The 18,995-nt window shown below is 70.2% G+C and carries 21 protein-coding genes; 16 read left to right on the top strand and 5 right to left on the bottom strand.

Annotation, left to right across the window (positions count from 1 at the left end):
* The first annotated feature begins 3 nt into the window (after nt 1–3).
* Nucleotides 4–858, top strand: a complete 855-nt coding sequence (locus ABD419_RS06035; protein WP_344483107.1) for a hypothetical protein — start codon at nt 4–6, stop codon at nt 856–858.
* Between the two features lie 57 nt (nt 859–915).
* Here the strand turns inward: ABD419_RS06035 and ABD419_RS06030 are convergent, their stop codons facing one another.
* From ABD419_RS06030 to ABD419_RS06010, 5 genes are all read right to left on the bottom strand, one after another.
* Nucleotides 916–1,266 (bottom strand): MmcQ/YjbR family DNA-binding protein, encoded by a 351-nt coding sequence (locus ABD419_RS06030; protein ID WP_344483104.1) that lies wholly within the window; start codon nt 1,264–1,266, stop codon nt 916–918.
* Between the two features lie 39 nt (nt 1,267–1,305).
* On the bottom strand, nt 1,306–1,992 hold the full coding sequence (locus ABD419_RS06025) for a hypothetical protein (RefSeq protein ID WP_344483101.1): 687 nt from the start codon (nt 1,990–1,992) through the stop codon (nt 1,306–1,308).
* A 10-nt stretch (nt 1,993–2,002) separates the two neighbouring features.
* Entirely contained in the window at nt 2,003–2,623 is a 621-nt protein-coding gene (locus ABD419_RS06020) for a DUF305 domain-containing protein (RefSeq protein ID WP_344483099.1), read from the bottom strand.
* An 85-nt stretch (nt 2,624–2,708) separates the two neighbouring features.
* On the bottom strand, nt 2,709–3,620 hold the full coding sequence (locus ABD419_RS06015) for a DUF3105 domain-containing protein (protein WP_344483096.1): 912 nt from the start codon (nt 3,618–3,620) through the stop codon (nt 2,709–2,711).
* 164 nt (nt 3,621–3,784) lie between these two features.
* On the bottom strand, nt 3,785–4,480 hold the full coding sequence (locus ABD419_RS06010; protein WP_344483094.1) for a thioredoxin-like domain-containing protein: 696 nt from the start codon (nt 4,478–4,480) through the stop codon (nt 3,785–3,787).
* 105 nt (nt 4,481–4,585) lie between these two features.
* Here ABD419_RS06010 and argS point away from each other — a divergent pair, with 105 nt between their 5' ends.
* The 15 genes from argS (at nt 4,586) to ABD419_RS05935 (ending at nt 18,990) form a co-directional block, all read left to right on the top strand.
* Nucleotides 4,586–6,235, top strand: a complete 1,650-nt coding sequence (argS, locus tag ABD419_RS06005) for an arginine--tRNA ligase (protein ID WP_344483091.1) — start codon at nt 4,586–4,588, stop codon at nt 6,233–6,235.
* Nucleotides 6,235–7,629 carry a diaminopimelate decarboxylase gene (gene lysA, locus ABD419_RS06000; RefSeq protein ID WP_344483088.1) on the top strand — a complete coding sequence of 465 codons (1,395 nt, stop codon included), beginning with the start codon at nt 6,235–6,237 and terminating at the stop codon, nt 7,627–7,629. The genes argS and lysA overlap by 1 nt, the downstream gene beginning before the upstream one ends.
* A gap of 46 nt (nt 7,630–7,675) precedes the next feature.
* Entirely contained in the window at nt 7,676–8,953 is a 1,278-nt protein-coding gene (locus ABD419_RS05995) for a homoserine dehydrogenase (protein ID WP_344483085.1), read from the top strand.
* Nucleotides 8,954–8,986: 33 nt separating this feature from the next.
* The gene (thrC, locus tag ABD419_RS05990; protein ID WP_344483468.1) at nt 8,987–10,042 is read left to right on the top strand and encodes a threonine synthase; all 1,056 of its coding nucleotides are present in this window, start codon (nt 8,987–8,989) and stop codon (nt 10,040–10,042) included.
* On the top strand, nt 10,043–10,945 hold the full coding sequence (thrB, locus tag ABD419_RS05985) for a homoserine kinase (RefSeq protein ID WP_344483082.1): 903 nt from the start codon (nt 10,043–10,045) through the stop codon (nt 10,943–10,945).
* Between the two features lie 638 nt (nt 10,946–11,583).
* Nucleotides 11,584–13,419 carry a transcription termination factor Rho gene (gene rho / locus ABD419_RS05980; RefSeq protein ID WP_425555952.1) on the top strand — a complete coding sequence of 612 codons (1,836 nt, stop codon included), beginning with the start codon at nt 11,584–11,586 and terminating at the stop codon, nt 13,417–13,419.
* A 157-nt stretch (nt 13,420–13,576) separates the two neighbouring features.
* Nucleotides 13,577–13,807 carry a 50S ribosomal protein L31 gene (gene rpmE / locus ABD419_RS05975; RefSeq protein ID WP_112139444.1) on the top strand — a complete coding sequence of 77 codons (231 nt, stop codon included), beginning with the start codon at nt 13,577–13,579 and terminating at the stop codon, nt 13,805–13,807.
* 94 nt (nt 13,808–13,901) lie between these two features.
* Complete coding sequence (gene prfA, locus ABD419_RS05970) at nt 13,902–14,987, top strand: peptide chain release factor 1 (protein ID WP_344483075.1); 1,086 nt, start codon at nt 13,902–13,904, stop codon at nt 14,985–14,987.
* A complete protein-coding gene (gene prmC, locus ABD419_RS05965) occupies nt 14,984–15,817 on the top strand; it encodes a peptide chain release factor N(5)-glutamine methyltransferase (RefSeq protein ID WP_344483073.1) in 834 nt (277 codons plus the stop codon). The genes prfA and prmC overlap by 4 nt, the downstream gene beginning before the upstream one ends.
* Nucleotides 15,814–16,545, top strand: coding sequence for an L-threonylcarbamoyladenylate synthase (locus ABD419_RS05960; RefSeq protein WP_344483070.1), 732 nt, complete (start codon nt 15,814–15,816; stop codon nt 16,543–16,545). Before prmC ends, ABD419_RS05960 begins: the two co-directional genes overlap by 4 nt.
* Complete coding sequence (locus ABD419_RS05955; protein WP_344483067.1) at nt 16,542–17,093, top strand: arsenate reductase/protein-tyrosine-phosphatase family protein; 552 nt, start codon at nt 16,542–16,544, stop codon at nt 17,091–17,093. Before ABD419_RS05960 ends, ABD419_RS05955 begins: the two co-directional genes overlap by 4 nt.
* The gene (locus ABD419_RS05950) at nt 17,090–17,491 is read left to right on the top strand and encodes a hypothetical protein (protein WP_344483064.1); all 402 of its coding nucleotides are present in this window, start codon (nt 17,090–17,092) and stop codon (nt 17,489–17,491) included. The genes ABD419_RS05955 and ABD419_RS05950 overlap by 4 nt, the downstream gene beginning before the upstream one ends.
* A gap of 131 nt (nt 17,492–17,622) precedes the next feature.
* The gene (locus ABD419_RS05945; protein ID WP_091053281.1) at nt 17,623–17,841 is read left to right on the top strand and encodes an AtpZ/AtpI family protein; all 219 of its coding nucleotides are present in this window, start codon (nt 17,623–17,625) and stop codon (nt 17,839–17,841) included.
* Nucleotides 17,842–17,875: 34 nt separating this feature from the next.
* Nucleotides 17,876–18,688 (top strand): F0F1 ATP synthase subunit A, encoded by an 813-nt coding sequence (atpB, locus tag ABD419_RS05940; RefSeq protein ID WP_344483059.1) that lies wholly within the window; start codon nt 17,876–17,878, stop codon nt 18,686–18,688.
* Between the two features lie 95 nt (nt 18,689–18,783).
* Nucleotides 18,784–18,990 (top strand): ATP synthase subunit c family protein, encoded by a 207-nt coding sequence (locus tag ABD419_RS05935; RefSeq protein ID WP_091030826.1) that lies wholly within the window; start codon nt 18,784–18,786, stop codon nt 18,988–18,990.
* Nucleotides 18,991–18,995 lie beyond the last annotated feature (5 nt).

Below are 18,995 nucleotides of genomic sequence, written 5' to 3'. Positions count from 1 at the left end.
GTCATGGTCACCCATTCGCATGAGGTCCCCATCCGCCTGTTCCAGGCCCGTCCTGAACTCGCGGCAGAACTGCTCGTCAAGTCGCTCGGCGCCGCGCTCCCCGCGTACGCCAGCGCACTTCCCGAATCGGAGGCGCTCACCAACAACGACCCGCTAGAACTCAACTGCGACAACGCGGCCGTGTTCCGAGACGAGGCAGGTGTGCCCGTCTTTGCCGTCATCATCGAAGTTCAACGTGGCCAAGACAATCGGAAGCACTACAGCTGGCCGATGTATCTGACGATCCTGCGGGCGCGCCTCAGATGCCAGGTGCGGTTGCTGGCGATCTGCACCGATGCGGTGACGGCGGACTGGGCGCGGCGGCCGATCGAAGTCGGACCTCCCGGCTTCACACTCCTACCCGATGTCATCGACCCGGAGGAGCTCCTGGAGATCGACGAACACCGAGGCGCCAGGGAGGCCGTGGAGATTCTGATCCTCAAAGCCGCTTGCGGAGGTCCGCAGGCCGAACAGATCGCCCACAGGCTCGGCCGGAGGCTCAACGAGCTTTCCGAGTCCGACCGCCAGCAGTATGCTGGATGGGCGATGCGACTTCTCTCGGACGAAGCATGCACCGTACTGGAGGAATACATGAGCATGACGTACCAGGAATATCTTGAGAGCCCGGCTGGAAAGCTGGAGCTCAAGGGTGAGCGGCGCGGGAAGATCGGGTCGCTGCTGAAGGTCCTCGACGCCCGCGGCATCCGAGTCTCCGAGCCGGCTCGCGCCCGCATAGAAGGCGTCTCGGATGAGGACGAGCTCGACCGCTGGTTCGTCAGGGCCGTCACTGTGGACCGAGTGGAGCAGCTCTTCGACTGACCGGCGAATCGATGACTTCAAGGGCCCGGCCGCTGATGCGGCCGGGCCCTCTCGCTGTCATTCGTCCCGGCACTGTTCGTAGGCCTTGCGGACCCGGACGGGGGCCTTGAGGAGCCAGGCGTCCTCGACGAGGTCGGCGAGGCGGGGCTCGTCGATGCGGTCGAGGTCGACGAGGATCATCGCGGAGCCGTCGTAGTGCGGCGTGGTGTAGAAGGCCGGGTCGCCGGAGGCGAGGAAGGCGGCCTTGTCGCTCGGGTCGCAGACGATCGCGAGGCCGCCTTCGGCCTCGGTGCGGAGTCGTGCGAAGAAGCGGCCCTTCACCTTGAGCGAGGGGGTCCGCCAGCTGGTGGTCTCTTCGACCTCGGGGTAGCGCATCGCGATCTCGACAACGTCGTCCCAGGTAGCCATATGTCCATGTTCCCGCAAGGGTGCGACATTCTCAGGCCGTCAGGGGTTGATCCAGTTGCCGATCGTGATGAGGCTCGCGGCCGAGGCGCCGAGGACCGCGATGGCGATGACGGCGGCGGCGAGGAGCCGCAGCGGGGTCTGGGTCCAGTCGGGGCCGATCTGGTGGCGCATCGCCGGCATCGACCCGGTGCCCGGCTCCGGCTGGGGCGACTCGACCGCGTCGGGGATCTCCTCGCGCCGGGGCCGCATGAAGGCCGAGGTCGGGAGGAGCTGCGTGTCGTCGGAGCGGACGCCGCCGTCGACGCGGACGTGGTCGACCTGGACGGTGACGGGCCCGACCGCCCCGCGCAGGCCGTCGCCGACGCGCGCGAACTGGGTGGTGTCGTCGGTGCGGGGCCGGGACGGCTCCACGCGCGGTCGGGAGGTCTCCCAGGAGTACCGGAACCGGTTGGGCTCGGAGCCCTCGCGGCCCACGCGCGGGACCGACCAGCCGCCGGGCTCGGCGTCCGCGCGGGGCGCGGACGGCTCGGCGCGGCCGTGGTCGGGGTGCTCCTCCCAGGAGTAGCGCGGCCGGGACGGCTCGCGCGGGTGGGGGACCGGTCCGTCGACGGTGTCGACCTGGACGGTCTTGAGCTCGTCGGTGCCGCGGCCGTCGCCGACCCGGGGCAGCTCCCCGGTGGTCGGGTGCGCCGGGTCGCCGTACCGCGGTCCCCAGTTGTCGCTCACGGCGGACTCCCTAGTTCTCGATGGTCGAGAGGATCCGGTCGCGGTGGCCTTCGAGGTTCTCGATCTCGGCCTGCTGCACCGTGATCGTGCGCTGGGCCGCGTCCGCGACCAGCGGGTCGTCGCTCAGGTCCAGGGCGGCCTTCGCCATGTCGACCCCGCCGATGTGGTGGTCGATCATGAGGTTCGCGAACATGACGTCCGCGTCGGTGCCGGTGGTGGCCTTGAACGCCGCCATCTCCTCGTCGGAGGCCATGCCCGGCATGAGGCCGCCGTTCGACTCCGAGTCGTGGGCGTGCTCCTCGCCCGCCCAGGCCATCGGCTCGCCGCTGGAGAGCTGCGCACCCCACTGGCGCAGCCAGGTCCGGTACATGCCCATCTCGGCGCTCTGCGCGGTGGCGATGTCGTACGCGACGGCCTTCATGGTCTCGTCGGACCCGTTCTGCCACTCGTACATCGCCATGTCGACGGCCTGCTGGTGGTGCGTGATCATGTCGCGGGCGAAGCCCGCCTCGACGGAGTCGTTCGCGGGGGTCGAAGTGCCGGCCACCCAGCCGACCGCGCCGCCGGCGGCGAGCATGAGCACGGCGGTGATCGCGATGAGCACCGCGGGCCTGCGCCACAAGCCGGTCATTCGTCCTCCTTCGGCGGGCGCCCCTGCGGGAGCGCCCGCGCCTCCTTCATGCCTAACGAGCGGCGGACCGAAAGGTTCGCCCGCGTCAGCCGGTCGGCATCTGGCCGGCGTCCTCGACCGTGGTCGAGACCCCGCCGGAGCAGACCGCGTTCGCCTCGGCCGCGTTGTCGGCGTTCTGGATGTAGTAGTCCAGGAACTCGTCGAGCTTCGGGTCGTCCAGGTTCTCGGTCTGGTACTGCACGCCCCACGCCTGGATCGACACCTCGGTGCCGAGGCCCGGGTAGGGGCTCATGAGGGTGTAGTCGCGGCCGTTGATCTTCTCCGACAGCTGCGCGATGCCGTCGCCGTCGACCAGCGCCGGGTCGTACGTCAGCCACACGGCGCCGTGCTCCAGCGAGTGGACGGCGTTGCCGTCGAGGATCGCGGCGGCGTACACCGAGCCGGTGCAGGTCTGCCACTGGCCGAGGTGGTTGCCGCCGGTCGGCGGGACGGTCTCGTAGACCGGGGTGTCGTTCGCGGTGTCCTCGTCGGCGTCGACGTGGGTCTGCTGGACCACCCAGGGGTGCTCCAGGTCCTCCTCGGTGACGTCGCCGTCGGAGAGGGCCGCGGCGACCTCGGAGTAGTTCGCGTACTCGCCGTAGTAGTCGGTGACGCCTTCCGGCGGCTGGCTCCGGTCCCAGACGACGAACACGGCGGCCCCGATCAGGCCGAGCGCGACGACGCCCACGCCGCCGAACGTGAGGATCAGGCCCCACGGCTTCGGCTGCTTCACCTGGACAGCGCGGCCCTTGCGGGCGGGCCCGGTCTTGGCGTCCTTGTTGTCGAAGGCGCTCTTCTTGGCGGGGCCCTTGCCGGCGCCCTTCGCCGAGGCGGCCTTGCCCGAGTCCTTGGCCGGCGCCTTGTCGGCGTCCTTGGCCTCGGCCTTGTCCTTGTCGGTGCCTTTGCCAGTGCTGCCCTTGCCGGCGCTCTTGGTGGCGGTCTGCTTCTTCGTAGCCATATCGCGGGGCGTGCCTCTTCGTCGACGACGGGTGGAGCCGGAGCGGCACCGGGTGAGGGCCCGGCATGAACACCACTCGCGTAGGCCACCTTACCCGGTCGGGCCTGGCACCTTCTTCAGAGCACAGTCGGAGCCCGGCCGAGGCGCGCCCCGCCCACCGGCGCCTACCCCTCGGCGGTCGTGTTCACACCGCCCGAGCACGGCGCCTGCGCCTCCGGGTTGAACCGCTCGTTCTGGACGTACTCGTCCAGATAGTCCTCGATCACCTGGTCGGCGGGGTCGTCGGTCTGGTAGCGGTTCCCCCACGACTGGAGCGACACGGGGACGCCCTGGCCCGGGTACGGGCTCATCAGCGCGTAGTCCCGCTTCTGGATGAGCAGCGCCAGCGCGTCCACCGCGGCCTGCTCGACGAGCTCCGGGTCGTACGTCAGCCACACCGCGCCGTGCTCCAGGGAGTGCACGGCGTGCCCGTCGACGAGCGGCGCGTCGTACACCGAGCCGGTGCAGGTCTGCCACTGGCCGAGGTGGTTCCCGCCGGCCGGCGGCGTCATCTCGTACACCGGCGGCTGCCCGTCCCACCCGTTCTGGGCGTCGACGTGCTCCTGCTGCGCCACGAACGGGTACTCCAGGTCCTCGGCGGTCACCTCGCCGTCCTGGATCGCCGCCATCACGGTCACGTAGTCGCCGTACTCGCCGTAGAAGCTCTCCACGCCCTCGATCGCGGGCGCGGCCTGCTGCGAGTCCGGATCGGCCGCGGCCCCGCCGTCGCCGGTCGGGTCGGGTGCGGGGGTGCAGGCGGCGAGCGCCGCGAGGACGAGGAGGGGGGCGGTCGCGGTCCGGGCGGTGCGAAGCGTGCGCATGTTCGGAAGCCTTCCGTTCGGGTTGCCGATCATCAACCTACCGGTGCAGGCCACACGCGCCTTTATCACTCGCGGGCGGCGAAGCCGGGAGTCTACGATTACCGGGTGACTCCTGAGACGCTCGCAGAGAAAGTGCTGTCCGCTACGCGCGATGCCTTCGAGGCCCTCGGCCTCGACGCCGCCGTACTGCCCGCCCAGACGGCGGTGGAGCGACCCAGGGACCCCAAGCACGGCGACTACGCCTCCAACATCGCGCTCCAGACCGCGAAGAAGGCCGGCACGAACCCGCGCGCGCTCGCCGAGAAGATCACCGAGCTCCTCGCCGCCGCCGACGGTGTCGCCAAGGTCGACATCGCCGGCCCCGGGTTCCTCAACATCACCCTCGACGCGGCCGCCGCGGGCGAGATCGCCGGGCAGATCGTCAAGGCCGGACCCGCCTACGGCGACAACGGCTCCATGGCCGGGCACCACGTGAACCTGGAGTTCGTCTCCGCGAACCCCACCGGCCCGGTGCACATCGGCGCCGTCCGCTGGGCCGCCGTCGGCGACGCCCTCGCCCGCGTCATGCGAGCCTCCGGCGCGAAGGTCACCTCCGAGTACTACTTCAACGACGCCGGCAGCCAGATCGACAACTTCACCGCCTCGCTGCTCGCCAGCGCCAAGGGTGAGCCGACCCCCGAGAACGGGTACGGCGGCGCCTACATCGACGAGATCGCCGCCGAGGTCGTCGCCAAGCGGCCCGGCATCCTCGACGCCGAGGACCCGCGGGAGCTGTTCCGCCAGGACGGCGTCGCGCTGATGTTCGCCGAGATCAAGGCCGACCTCGAGGAGTTCGGCACGCACTTCGACGTGTACTTCAACGAGAAGGACCTGCACGACAAGGGCGAGCTCGACGCCGCCCTGGAGCGGCTCACCGCGCTCGGCCACGTCTTCGAGGCCGACGGCGCGGTGTGGCTGCGCACCACCACGTTCGGCGACGACAAGGACCGCGTCGTCAAGAACTCCAAGGGCGGCTGGACCTACTTCGCCGCGGACTGCGCCTACTACCTCGACAAGCGCGAGCGCGGCTTCGACAAGCTCGTGTTCATGCTCGGCGCCGACCACCACGGCTACATCGGCCGCATGAAGGCCATGAGCCGCGCGTTCGGCGACGAGCCGGGCACGATCGAGATCCTCATCGGCCAGCTTGTGAACCTGGTGCGCGACGGCAAGCCCGTGCGCCTGTCGAAGCGGGCCGGGAACATGATCACCCTCAACGACGTCGTCGACGCCGTCGGCGTCGACGCCGCCCGCTACGCGCTGGCCCGCTACTCCTCGGACTCCTCGATCGACCTCGACATCGAGCTGTGGACCAGGAACTCCAGCGACAACCCGGTCTACTACGTGCAGTACGCGCACGCCCGGACCTCCGCGGTCCTGCGCAACGCCGCCGAGCGCGGCGTCGCGAAGGGCGAGTCGTACGACGCCGCGCTGCTGACGCACGAGCGCGAGTCGGACCTGCTCAAGGCCCTCGCGGAGTTCCCCGCCGTGGTCGCCACCGCGGCCGAGCTGCGCGAGCCGCACCGGATCGCCCGCTACGCGGAGGAGCTCGCCGGGTCCTACCACCGGTTCCAGCACGACTGCCGGGTCCTGCCGGTCGGCGACGAGGAGCCCACCGACCGCAACCGCGCGCGGCTGTGGGTCGTCGACGCCACCCGCACCGTCCTCGCCAACGCGCTCGGCATGCTCGGCGTCTCGGCCCCGGAGCGGATGTAATGCGGACCCACGAGGCCGGCGCGCTGCACGGCGACTTCGACTCCCTGCGCCCGTCCTGGCTCGGCGTGCCCGAGGACGTCAACGCGATCCTCCCGCAGCTGTGGGCCCGGAACGTCGAGCGCGCCGACGGCGTCCTCCACATCGGCGGCCTCTCGGTCGAGAAGCTCGCCGCGGAGTTCGGCACGCCCGCGTACGTCTTCGACGAGGACGACTTCCGCGCCCGCTGCCGCGCCTGGACCGAGGCGTTCGCCGACGCCGACGTCTTCTACGCCTCCAAGGCGTTCTGCTCCAAGGCCGTCCTCCGCGCCGCCGCCGAAGAGGGCCTGTTCGTCGACGTGTGCACCGCGGGCGAGCTCGCGGTCGCCCTCGCGGCCGGGATCGATCCCGCCCGCCTGGGCCTGCACGGCAACAACAAGTCGCTCGCGGAGCTGCACCAGGCCGTCGAGATCGGCGTGGGCCGCATCGTCGCCGACTCGTTCCAGGAGATCGAGCGCATCGAGGCGATCGCGAAGGAGCTCGGGAAGCGCCCGAACGTGATGATCCGCGTGAACGTGGGCGTCGAGGCGCACACGCACGAGTTCATCGCGACCGCGCACGAGGACCAGAAGTTCGGGTTCGCGCTGGCCGACGGCGTCGCCTACGAGGCCGCGCGCCGCGTCGCCGCCGCCGAGCACCTGCACCTGCTGGGCCTGCACTCGCACATCGGCTCGCAGATCTTCGACACCGCCGCGTTCGAGGTCTCGGCCTCGCGCGTGGCCCGCCTCCAGGCGAAGCTCCAGGCCGACCTCGGGATCGTGCTCGGCGAGCTCGACCTCGGCGGCGGCTTCGGCATGGCCTACACGACCCAGGACGACCCGCAGTCGCCCGCCGACATCGCCGCGAGCCTGCGCCGGATCGTCGACGACGAGTGCGCGGCCGCCGGGATCGCGGTCCCGCGCCTGTCGATCGAGCCCGGCCGGACGCTGATCGGCCCGTCCATGTTCACCCTGTACGAGGTCGGCACGGTCAAGCCCGTGACGCTCTCGGGCGGGGCCTCGCGCCTGTACGTCTCGGTCGACGGCGGCATCAGCGACAACATCCGCACGGCGCTGTACGACGCCACCTACTCGGCGACGCTCGCCTCGCGCTCGTCCGTCGCGACGCCGGCGCTCGCCCGCGTAGTGGGAAAGCATTGCGAATCCGGCGACATTGTTGTTAAAGATGAATTCCTCCCGGCGGACGTCGCGCCGGGGGACCTGCTCGCGGTCCCTGGAACCGGCGCCTACTGCCGCTCCATGGGCTCGAACTACAACCACGTGCCGCGCCCGCCGGTCGTCGCCGTCCGCGACGGCCAGGCCCGGGTGATCCTGGCTCGTGAAACCGTCGACGACCTGCTTCGACTCGACGTCGGCTAGCCCGGGCGCACTGCACGCGCCACACCACGGAAAGAGGACACCAGCGATGAGACTCGCGCTACTCGGATGCGGCAACGTCGGCAGTGAAGTCGTGCGCCTCATGCGAACGCGCGGGGAGGAGCTGGCGGCCCGGGTGGGCGAGCCGGTCGAGATCGCCGGGATTGCCGTGCGCCGCCTCGACCGCGACCGCTCGCACCTGCCGGTCGGGCCGGAGATGTTCACCAACGACGCGCTGAGCCTCGTCAAGCGCGAGGACGTCGACATCGTCGTGGAGGTCGCCGGCGGCATCGAGCCCGCCCGCACCTGGATCACCACCGCCCTCGGCGAGGGCAAGTCCGTCGTGACCGCGAACAAGGCCCTCCTCGCCGAGGACGGCCCGGCCCTGTCGGCCGCCGCGAAGGCCGGCGGCGCGGACCTGTACTACGAGGCCGCCGCCGCGGCCGCGATCCCGCTCATGCGCCCGCTGCGCGAGTCGCTGCACGGCGACACGATCAACCGGGTCCTCGGGATCGTCAACGGCACCACGAACTACATCCTCAGCGCGATGTCGCAGTCCGGCGCCTCGTTCGAGGAGGCCCTCGGCGAGGCCACCGAGCTCGGCTACGCCGAGGCCGACCCGACCGCCGACGTCGACAACTACGACGCCGCCGCGAAGGCCGCGCTCATCGCCTCGCTCGCGTTCCACACGCATATCGACCTCGGCGAGGTCTACCGCGAGGGCATCCGCGGCGTCTCCGCCGCCGACATCGCCTCGGCCGCCGCCGAGGGCCGCGTCGTGAAGCCGCTGTGCATCGCCACCCGGGAGGCCGACGGCGTGTCCGTGCGCGTCCACCCGGCGATGATCCCGCGCAACCACCCGCTCGCGAACGTCAACGGCGCGTACAACGCCGTGTTCGTCGAGGCGGAGTCCGCCGGCCGCCTCATGTTCTACGGAGCGGGAGCGGGCGGCACCGAGACCGCGTCGGCCGTGCTCGGCGATATCGTGGCCGTGGCGCGCAACAAGCGCGGCGGGATCACCGCGTTCCCGCCCGAGGCCGCCTACCAGGACCTGCCGGTGAAACCCATCGGCGAGGCCCGCACCCGCTACCACGTCAGCCTCGACGTAGTGGACGAGCCCGGCGTGCTCGCCCGCGTGGCGGCCACCTTCGCCCACCACGGCGTCAGCCTCGCCACCGTCCACCAGTCCGGCCGCGGCGACGACGCCCAGCTGGTGGTGGTCACCCACACGGCCGCCGACAAGCAGTTGTCGGACACCGTTGACGAACTGTCGCAGCTGACGTCGGTGCACCAGGTCACCAGCGTCATGCGCGTCGAAGGAGAATAGGGCGGCATGTCCGGTTCTGTAAGCACGGCAGCAATGCGCCCGGGGTGGCGCGGCCTCATCGAGGAGTTCCGGGACCGGCTCCCGGTCTCCGGCGCCACCCCCGTCGTGACCCTCCAGGAGGGCGGCACGCCGCTCCTGCCCGCACCGACGCTCTCGGCCCGCACCGGCTGCGACGTGTACCTCAAGATCGAGGGCCTCAACCCGACCGGCTCCTTCAAGGACCGCGGCATGACCCTCGCGGTGTCCAAGGCCGTCGAGGACGGCTCGAAGGCCGTCATCTGCGCCTCCACCGGCAACACGTCCGCGTCGGCCGCCGCCTACGCCGCGCGCGCGGGGATCACCTGCGCGGTGCTCATCCCGGCCGGGAAGATCGCCCTCGGCAAGCTCGCCCAGGCGCTCGTCCACGGCGCCAAGGTCCTCCAGGTCGACGGCAACTTCGACGACTGCCTGGCCATCGCCGACAAGCTCGCGGTCGAGTACCCGGTCACGCTCGTCAACCACCTGAACTACAACCGCATCCTCGGGCAGAAGACCGCCGCGTACGAGGTCGTGCAGGTCCTCGGCGACGCCCCCGACCTCCACTGCCTCCCGGTCGGCAACGCGGGCAACATCACCGCGTACTGGCTCGGGTACAACGAGGACCACGCCGCGGGCGCGGCCACGAAGCTGCCGCGGATGCTCGGCGTCCAGGCCGCCGGCTCGGCCCCGATCGTCGACGGCCGCGTCGTCGAGCACCCGCAGACCATCGCCACCGCGATCCGCATCGGCAACCCCGCGTCCTGGACCAAGGCCCTCGACGCCAAGCGGGAGTCGAACGGCGACATCATCGCCGCCACCGACCGCGAGATCCACGCCGCGTACATGCTCCTCGCCCGCTCCGAGGGCGTCTTCGTCGAGCTCGCCTCCGCCGCGTCGGTCGCGGGCCTGCTCAAGCAGGCCGAGGCCGGCTGGATCGAGCCCGGGCAGACCATCGTCTGCACCGTGACCGGCAACGGGCTCAAGGACCCCGACTGGGCCGTCTCCACCGCGCCGCAGCCGCACACCGTCCCCGTCGACGTGCTCAAGACCGCGACGGCGCTGGGGCTCTAGTTGGGCGCGTTCAGCACCGGTCCGCAGGCCACCGTCCGCGTCCCGGCCACCTCCGCGAACCTCGGGCCCGGCTTCGACTCGCTCGGGCTCGCGCTCGACCTGTGCGACGAGGTCACCGCCGAGGCGACCAGCGGCACCGCGATCACCGTCGAGGTCGAAGGCGAGGGCGTCGGCACCGTCCCGAGCGACGAGCGCCACCTCGTCGCCGCCGCGATGCTCCGCACGTTCGCGTCGCTCGACCTCGCGCCCCCGGGCCTGAAGCTCAAGTGCCGCAACAGGATTCCGCACGCCCGGGGCCTCGGCTCCTCGTCCGCGGCGATCGTCGCCGGCATCATGCTCGCCGACGCGCTCGCGGGCGCGGGCATGACGCGGGGCCAGAAGCTCGCCCTCGCCGGCGAGATCGAGGGCCACCCCGACAACGTCGCGCCGTGCCTGCTGGGCGGCTTCACCATCGCCTACTCCACTGAGGACGGCGCGAAGGCGGTCGCGCTCGACCCGTCGCCGCGCATCCACCCGTGGGTCTACATCCCGCAGTCCCGGGGCCTGACCTCGGTCGCCCGCGCCGCGCTCCCCGAGCGGGTCGCGTACGCCGACGCCGTGTTCAACCTCTCGCGGGCGGCACTGCTCGTCGCGGCCGTCTCGCGCCAGCCCTCGCGGCTGTTCGAGGCCACCGACGACCGCCTCCACCAGCGGTTCCGCGCCTCGGGAATGCCGGAGAGCACGCGGTTGTTGCAGCAGTTGCGCGCCTCCGGGACCGCCGCGGCGATCTCGGGAGCGGGACCGACCGTGCTCGCACTGGCGATCGACGACGCCGAAGTCCCCGAGGCCCCTGCGGGCTTCGAGCGGAGGCGTCTCGAAGTCGCCGGCGGCGCAGCGCAGGTCGCAACCGTTGTGAGCGAGTGATCCTCGGGTCCGTTGTTGAGAATGGCAAGAGTGCGCTACTATTCCAGTTAGACGACCACCCGGTGTCGTGACTGCTCGAAGCCTTGCTTATGCTTGTGGTCACAACAGCTGCGGCGCATCCAGCGCACGCCTGATCTCTTGTTTGGGTCATCACCCTCAACCATGGATTTGTGACTTTGCAAAGCTCCAGCGTGGCATGGCACGGTTTCGACGAAGGAACAGTCGCTGTCCGCATGGATCGCAATCAGCGGAGATCGGCGCCACGTGTCTCACCGTGCACGATCATTCAACGCGAGCTCGCCGGTCACAAACCCAGAGGCGTCGCCTCGATCAGGACCGTCTGCCCAGCGGACAGCCCAGGGGTGTTGCACCCGGTGTCAACCGTCGTCTTCCATCCGCCGCGCCCGGCAGGGCCGAGGCGGTCGAAGCGATGGCGGGACGCAGACCAGAACATCGGCATTGCGGCTATTTGAAAGACGCGGAAACTCCTCGAATCCCATTCGAAGTTCCGCCAGGGAAGGAATCCATTGAGCGACACCACCGGCACGACGTCGGACCGGATGAGCGATGCGGCGTCTGCTTCGGAGGAATCTCCGGAGACCAAGAAGCGCCGTCGGGCAGGAACCGGTCTGGCCTCTCTGCTGATGCCCGAGCTCCAGCAGATGGCACAATCGCTCGGTATCACGGGCGTCGGCCGGATGCGGAAGAGCGAGCTGATCGCCGCCATCCAGGAACGGCAGGATGCGGGCTCGCAGCCCGGCGGTGCCAGCGCAGAACAGGAGGCCCCGACAGTGCCTGACTCCGAACACACACCGATCGCCGAGGGTCCGCAGGCCACTGTCGACTCCGCACCGAGCGACAACGGTTCTGAGAGCGCCGACGCCAAGGGCGGCAACGCCGCCCGCCGGGCCACCCGCCCGGCCGGCCCGCCTCAGCCGCGCCGTCGCCAGGAGCAGCAGTCGACCGCGCACGACGTCGCCGAGACCGGGTCCGCAGAGGTCCCCGCTTCCGTCGCCGTGATCGAGTCCGATGAGGACCGGCCGCAGCGCCGCCGCCGCACCCGTGAGAACGGGCGCCAGGACGGACGCGAGAACGGTCGCGAGAACGGGCGCCGCGACGAGCAGCAGCCCGAGGCCCGCACCGAGTCCCGCGAGCGCCGCAACGAGCGCAACGACGACTACGACGACGACCGCGGTCCCCGCGACGGGGAGGGCGACGGCCGCCGCCGCAAGCGCCGCGACCGCTCCGACCGCCGCCAGCGCGGCGGGCGCGACGAGTCCGAGCAGCGCGGCGGCCAGCCGCAGCAGAACGACGAGCTGCTCGTCCCGGTCGCCGGCATCCTCGACATCCTGGACAACTACGCGTTCATCCGCACCACCGGCTACCTGGCCGGGCCCGACGACGTCTACGTCTCGATGTCGCAGGTCCGCAAGTACCGGCTGCGCCGCGGCGACGCGATCACCGGCGCGGTGAAGCCCACCCGCGGCGAGGAGCCCGGCAACGGCAACAGCCAGCAGGCCAAGCAGCGCCGCGAGAAGTACAACCCGCTCGTGCGCCTCGACACCGTCAACGGCATGAACCCCGAGGACGCGAAGAAGCGCGACGAGTTCTACAAGCTCACGCCGCTGTACCCGCAGGAGCGCCTGCGCCTGGAGACCGAGCCGAACGCGCTGACCACGCGGGTGATAGACCTCGTGGCCCCGATCGGCAAGGGCCAGCGGGCCCTCATCGTCTCGCCGCCGAAGGCCGGCAAGACGATGGTGCTCCAGGCCGTCGCGAACGCGATCACCACGAACAACCCCGAGTGCCACCTCATGGTGGTCCTCGCGGACGAGCGGCCCGAAGAGGTCACCGACATGCAGCGCTCGGTGAAGGGCGAGGTCATCGCCTCGACCTTCGACCGACCGCCGTCGGACCACACCACCGTCGCCGAACTCGCGATCGAGCGCGCCAAGCGCCTGGTCGAGCTCGGCCACGACGTGGTCGTGCTGCTCGACTCGATCACCCGGCTGGGCCGCGCGTACAACAACTCGTCGCCGGCCTCCGGACGCATCCTGTCCGGCGGCATCGACTCGACCGCGCTCTACCCGCCGAAGCGCTTCCTGGGCGCCGCGCGGAACATCGAGCACGGCGGCTCGCTGACGATCATCGCCACGGCGCTGGTCGAGACCGGGTCCATGGGCGACACGGTGATCTTCGAGGAGTTCAAGGGCACCGGCAACGCCGAGCTCAAGCTCGACCGCAAGATCGCCGAGAAGCGCACCTACCCGGCCATCGACGTGCACCAGTCGAGCACCCGCAAGGACGAGCTCATGATGAGCGCGGAGGAGCAGGCGGTCATGCTGAAGCTCCGCCGCGTCCTCTCCTCGCTGGAGCCGCAGCAGGCGATCGACCTGCTCATCGACCGGCTGAAGAAGACCCAGACGAACGCCGAGTTCCTGATGTCCATCGTCAAGAGCACGCCGGGCGACTGACCGTGAAGTGTGAGGCCGCCCTGGTTGAGAGCGGCCTCACGCCTTACCATTGAACGCTGGTGCGCAGGTCGCGCACTTCGACCAAGCGCCCTCCGGGGCTCGATGCGGTACCGGTTCACGGCGAAGCCGACCCGGCGACCGATATGAAAGGGAAGTCATGAAAGAGGGCATCCACCCTGAGTACGTCGTCACCGAGGTGACCTGTTCCTGCGGGAACGCGTTCACCACCCGGTCGACGGTGACCAGCGGCAAGATCCAGGCTGCGACCTGCAACAAGTGCCACCCGTTCTACACCGGCAAGCAGCGCATCCTCGACACCGGCGGTCGCGTGGCCAAGTTCAAGGCCCGCTACGCCAAGGCTGCCGAGAAGGCCCAGGCCGGCAAGTAGCTTTGCTGCGCGGCGTCCATGTCCTCTGCGACATGGGCGCCGCGTTTTTCGTCCTCCACGACCGCTCGCAAGGCTTTCTCCTTAAGGAACAGAGATGACGACCGCCGCCGACAACCGCCTGGCCTCGCTGCTCGCCGAGTACCGCGACCTCGAAGTCCAGATGGGCGACCCCGCCCTGCACGCCGACCCGGCGCAGGCCCGGCGGGTCGGCCGCCGCTACGCCGAGCTCTCCCCGATCGCGAAGACCGCCGAGGACATCGCGGCCGCGAAGGACGACCTCGAGACCGCCGAGGAGCTCGCCAAGGAGGACGCGGACTTCGCCGAGGAGGCCGAGGGCCTGCGCAAGCGCATCCCCGAACTCGAGGAGAAGCTCGCCGAGCTGCTGGTCCCGCGCGACCCGGACGACTCCAAGGACGTCATCATCGAGATCAAGGCCGGCGCGGGCGGCGAGGAGTCCGGCCTGTTCGCCGGGGACCTCATGCGCATGTACCTGCGCTACTTCGAGCGCCAGGGCTGGGCCGTGGAGACCCTCGAGATGGTGCCGACCGACCTCGGCGGCGTCAAGGACTCCTCGATCGCGGTGCGGACCAAGGGCAACCCCGACGGCGGCAACGGCGTGTGGTCCCGCATGAAGTTCGAGGGCGGCGTCCACCGCGTGCAGCGCGTGCCCGTGACCGAGTCCCAGGGCCGCGTGCACACCTCCGCGGCCGCGGTCGTGGTCATGCCCGAGGCCGAGGAGGTCGACTTCGAGCTGAACATGAACGACGTCCGCGTCGACGTGTACCGGTCCTCGGGCCCCGGCGGCCAGTCCGTCAACACCACCGACTCCGCGGTGCGCCTCACCCACGTGCCCACCGGCGTGGTCGTGACCTCGCAGAACGAGAAGAGCCAGCTCCAGAACAAGGAGGCGGCGATCAAGGTCCTGCGGGCCCGCCTCCTCGCGAAGCAGCAGGAGGAGGCCGCCGCCGCGGCCGGCGCCGCCCGCCTGCTCCAGGTGCGCACCGCCGACCGCTCCGAGCGCATCCGCACCTACAACTTCCCGCAGAACCGGCTCACCGACCACCGCATCGGCTTCACCGCGTACAACCTCGACCAGGTCATGGACGGCTCCCTCGAAGAGGTGCTCGACGCCCTCGCCGCGGCCGACCGCGCCGACCGCATGGCTCGCGGGGCCGAGTGACCTGGGTCGAAGCGGTGGCCGCCGCCGCGAGCCGACTCGCGGCGGCCGACGTCGACTCCCCCAGGGTCGACGCCGAGCTGCTCGCCGCCCACGTCTCCGGACTCAAGCGCGCCCAGCTCCTCATCGCCGACGGGCCCGACCCGGCCCGGCGCGCCGAGTTCGACGCGCTCGTCGAGCGCCGCGCCACCCGCGAACCGCTCCAGCACCTGACCGGCTCCGCCGCGTTCCGCTACGGCGAGCTCGCCGTGGGCCCCGGGGTGTTCGTGCCCCGGCCCGAGACCGAGCTCCTCGTGGACTGGGCGCTGACGCGCCTGCCGCGAGGCGGCACGGTGATCGACGCCTGCTCCGGTTCCGGGGCGGTCGCGTACTCGATCGCCACCGAACGGCCCGACGCGCGCGTCTGGGCCGTCGAGGTCGACCCCGACGCGTTCGAGTGGCTCGAGTCGAACCTCGACGGCACCGGGGCGGTCCCCGTCCTCGCCGACGCGGTCGTCGCCGGGACGCTCGCCGAACTCGACGGCCAGGTCGACCTCGTCACCGCGAACCCGCCGTACGTGCCGTTCGAGATCGAGGTCGCCCCCGAGGTCGACTTCGACCCGGGCGGGGCGGTCTACGCCGCCGAGGCCGGGCTCGCCGTCATCCAGCCGCTCGCCCTGCGGGCGGCGAAGTGGCTCCGGCCCGGCGGCTGGTTCGGGTTCGAGCACGACGACACCCACGGCACCGTGGCCCCGGAGATCCTCCGTGTCAGCGGGTTCACCGATGCCGAGGACCACGACGACCTCGCCGGCCGGCCGAGGTTCGCTACGGGAAGGCTAGGCTTGCTGCCGTGAGGCTGTTCAATTGCAGGAAGATCAAGGACCGCGCCACCGGCATCAAGTCCGCCGCGCGCGCCGTCACCGGCGGCCGTCTGGTCGTCATCCCCACCGACACCGTGTACGGGATCGGCTGTGACGCGTTCAACCACGCCGCCGTGAAGGCGCTGCTGGCCGCCAAGGGCCGCGGGCGCGACATGGCGCCGCCGGTCCTCATCGGCTCCAAGCGGGCCCTCGACGGGATCGCCTCCGACGTCCCGGACTCCGCCAAGGAGCTCATCGACGCGTTCTGGCCCGGCCCGCTCACCGTGGTCGTGCCCTACACGCCGACCCTGACCTGGGACCTCGGCGACACCGACGGCACCGTCGCGGTGCGGATGCCGCTGCACCCGCTCGCGCTCGAGCTGCTCAAGGAGACCGGCCCGATGGCCGTGTCCTCCGCGAACAAGCACGGCCAGCCCCCGGCCGAGACCGCCGCCGACGCGAAGGCCCAGCTCGGCTCCGATGTCTCCGTGTACCTGGAGGCCGGCCCCAGCGAGGACAACCTGCCGTCGACCATCGTCGACTGCGTCGCGCACCCGCCGCAGGTGCTGCGCGAGGGCGCCCTGACGCTGGAGCAGATCCGCAAGATCGTCCCCGACACGCTCGACCGCGACGGCTACGGCCCCGGCCAGCGGCCCGAGGACCAGGAGGCGGCCGAGCCCGCGGAGGCCGAGGACGCCGCGAGCGAGGAGACCTCCGCGTGAGCAGCCCGTTCTCGGTCCTCCACGTGTGCACCGGCAACATCTGCCGGTCGCCCATGTCCGAGCGCATCCTCGACGGGCTCACCGGCGACGCCGTGTACAACCACGGCGCCGGCACTTCGTCGTGGCATGAGGGGGACGACATGCAGCCGTTCTCCGCGCGCGAGCTGGAGGACCGCGGGTTCGAGGCGGCCGGGCACGGCGCCCGGCACCTCGTGCGGGCCCACGTCGAGGCCTCCGACCTGATCCTCGTCGCCACCGCCGGGCACCTCGACTTCGTCCGCGAGTCCTACCCCGAGGCCGCCGGCAAGACGTTCCTCGTGCGCACCTTCGGCCGCATCGCCGCCGACGCGGCGGACGAGCTGCCCGAGGGCGACGTGCACACCCGCGGCAAGGCCCTCGTGGCCCTCGCCGAGCTGCGCCTCGACGACTACGAGGCGGTCGACCTCGCCGACCCGTGGGGGATGAGCCGCGACGAGTACGCGCGGATCGCCGACCAGCTGGAAGCCGCGCTCAGGCCCGTCGCGACCGCCCTCGAAGGGGACGCGTGAAGACCGCCAGGGGGTTCCTGAAGCCGTGCTTCGCCGTGGCGGGGATCGCGGCGGTCGTCGCCGCGGTCGCCGGATGGCTCGCGGTCGGCGGGGTCGGCGCGTGGTCGGCTCCGGCAGGGGTGGCGTTGGCCGCCTTGGGCTTCGCCGGGTCGGTCCAAGCGGTCGCCGCGGTGGAGAAGATTGACCTGCGTCTCACTCTGCCTATGGCATTGATCACATACGCGGTGAAACTCATGATCGCGTTCTTTGCATTGTGGACGGTCAAATCGACGGCCCCCGATGCCCTCCTCCCGTTCGCCTGCGGGATCGTCGGCGGGGCGGTCGTGTGGCTCGCTACCCAGGCTGTCTGGGCATACAAGGCGAAGATCCCCTACATCGAGCTGAACCAGGGGTCTTGACGATTCCTTGACGCCCCCGGCACCGCGACACGCGGTGTTTCCCGGAGGTTGACAATTCCGCACGGATGGCGCTCATCTCAGCGAACCCGCTGGGCAGTTCCTGCGTAGTAGCTGTTAGAGTTCAATCCGACATGGCCGACATGGAACCCCCCGAACGCAAGCCCCAGCCTGACGGTTCTGACATGGGCTGGCGCGCTCTGGGATATCTGCTGTCCGGGATCATCGTCTGGGGTGGTCTCGGATATCTCGTCGACCTGTGGCTCGGACTGCCCAAAGTCGGGCTCCTGGTAGGGATGCTGGTCGGTGCTGGAGCGGGGATGTACCTGCTCATCAAGCAGATGTCGCCGTAGTTTTGACCGACACTGACTGAGAGGCGTGGCTCACGTGACCGACTCAGCCATCGTGCTGGCCGAAGGGGAATCCCACTTCCCGCCCGGTATCCACAGCTTTGACTTCGCAGACTGGTTCTCCGGGCTCACCGGGACCGCCCTCGCCCACATGTTCACCACCATCACCATGGTGGTCTGGGCGACCGTCGCGATCCTGATCATCTTCTTCCTGTGGGCGTACCGCAAGCCCCAGATCGTTCCGACCAAGAAGCAGTGGATGGCCGAATCGGCCTACGGCTTCATCCGGAACACCGTCGCCATCGACCTGATGGGCAAGAAGGACGGCGTGCGCTTCGCCCCGTACCTCGCGACGCTCTTCATCTTCATCCTGCTGATGAACTTCTGGGCCATCGTGCCCGGCATCCAGATCTCCCCGATGTCGCACATCGCCTTCCCGGCGATGCTCGCGGTCCTGTCGTGGGGCATCTACATGTACGTCGGCATCAAGCAGCACGGCCTGGGCAAGTTCCTCAAGATGACCTGCGTGCCCCCGGGCGCCCCCGCCTTCATCTACCCGCTGCTGATCCCGATCGAGTTCCTGCAGAACATCATCCTCCGCCCGGTCACCCTGGCGCTGCGGCTCTTCGCGAACATGTTCGCGGGCCACCTCATCCTGCTGGTCTTCATCCTCGGCGGGTTCGAGATGCTGAACTCCAGCAACTTCTTCATCCAGGGCCTGTCGGTCTTCTCGTTCGCCATGGGCATCGGCATGACGCTCTTCGAGCTCATCGTCATCCTGCTCCAGGCCTACGTGTTCACCCTCCTGACGGGCATGTACATCCAGGGGTCCCTCGCGGACGAGCACTAGCTCCCACGAACTTCCACCCCTCAATCAGTTTTCGCAATTGAACAACATCGTGCGCGTGACGGACACGCCACGCTGACACCTAGGAGAAAAACGCCATGGAAGGCACTCTCAACGTCGTCGGTTACGGCCTCGCTGCGATCGGCCCCGGTATCGGTGTTGCCCTGATCTTCGCCGCGTGGATCACTGCCACCGCGCGTCAGCCCGAGTCGGCCGGCATCACCCGCCCGATGCTGTTCATGGGCTTCGCCCTCGTCGAGGTTCTGGCCCTCTTCGGCCTGGTCCTCGCCTTCGCCCTTTCCTAGAGACC

This window comes from Glycomyces endophyticus (genome assembly GCF_039531525.1).
GTDB classification, from domain to species: Bacteria; Actinomycetota; Actinomycetes; order Mycobacteriales; family Micromonosporaceae; genus Glycomyces; species Glycomyces endophyticus.
This window is presented reverse-complemented; position numbering and strand designations above follow the sequence as displayed.

Excerpts from the sequence above, each read along its gene's own strand:
- ABD419_RS06035 (WP_344483107.1), top strand. The coding sequence starts at position 4 with ATGGTCACCCATTCGCATGAGGTCCCCATCCGCCTGTTCCAGGCCCGT.
- ABD419_RS06030 (WP_344483104.1), bottom strand. The coding sequence starts at position 1,266 with ATGGCTACCTGGGACGACGTTGTCGAGATCGCGATGCGCTACCCCGAG.
- ABD419_RS06020 (WP_344483099.1), bottom strand. The coding sequence starts at position 2,623 with ATGACCGGCTTGTGGCGCAGGCCCGCGGTGCTCATCGCGATCACCGCC.
- ABD419_RS06015 (WP_344483096.1), bottom strand. The coding sequence starts at position 3,620 with ATGGCTACGAAGAAGCAGACCGCCACCAAGAGCGCCGGCAAGGGCAGC.
- ABD419_RS06010 (WP_344483094.1), bottom strand. The coding sequence starts at position 4,480 with ATGCGCACGCTTCGCACCGCCCGGACCGCGACCGCCCCCCTCCTCGTC.
- lysA (WP_344483088.1), top strand. The coding sequence starts at position 6,235 with ATGCGGACCCACGAGGCCGGCGCGCTGCACGGCGACTTCGACTCCCTG.
- ABD419_RS05995 (WP_344483085.1), top strand. The coding sequence starts at position 7,676 with ATGAGACTCGCGCTACTCGGATGCGGCAACGTCGGCAGTGAAGTCGTG.
- thrC (WP_344483468.1), top strand. The coding sequence starts at position 8,987 with ATGCGCCCGGGGTGGCGCGGCCTCATCGAGGAGTTCCGGGACCGGCTC.
- rpmE (WP_112139444.1), top strand. The coding sequence starts at position 13,577 with ATGAAAGAGGGCATCCACCCTGAGTACGTCGTCACCGAGGTGACCTGT.
- prfA (WP_344483075.1), top strand. The coding sequence starts at position 13,902 with ATGACGACCGCCGCCGACAACCGCCTGGCCTCGCTGCTCGCCGAGTAC.
- ABD419_RS05945 (WP_091053281.1), top strand. The coding sequence starts at position 17,623 with ATGGCCGACATGGAACCCCCCGAACGCAAGCCCCAGCCTGACGGTTCT.
- ABD419_RS05935 (WP_091030826.1), top strand. The coding sequence starts at position 18,784 with ATGGAAGGCACTCTCAACGTCGTCGGTTACGGCCTCGCTGCGATCGGC.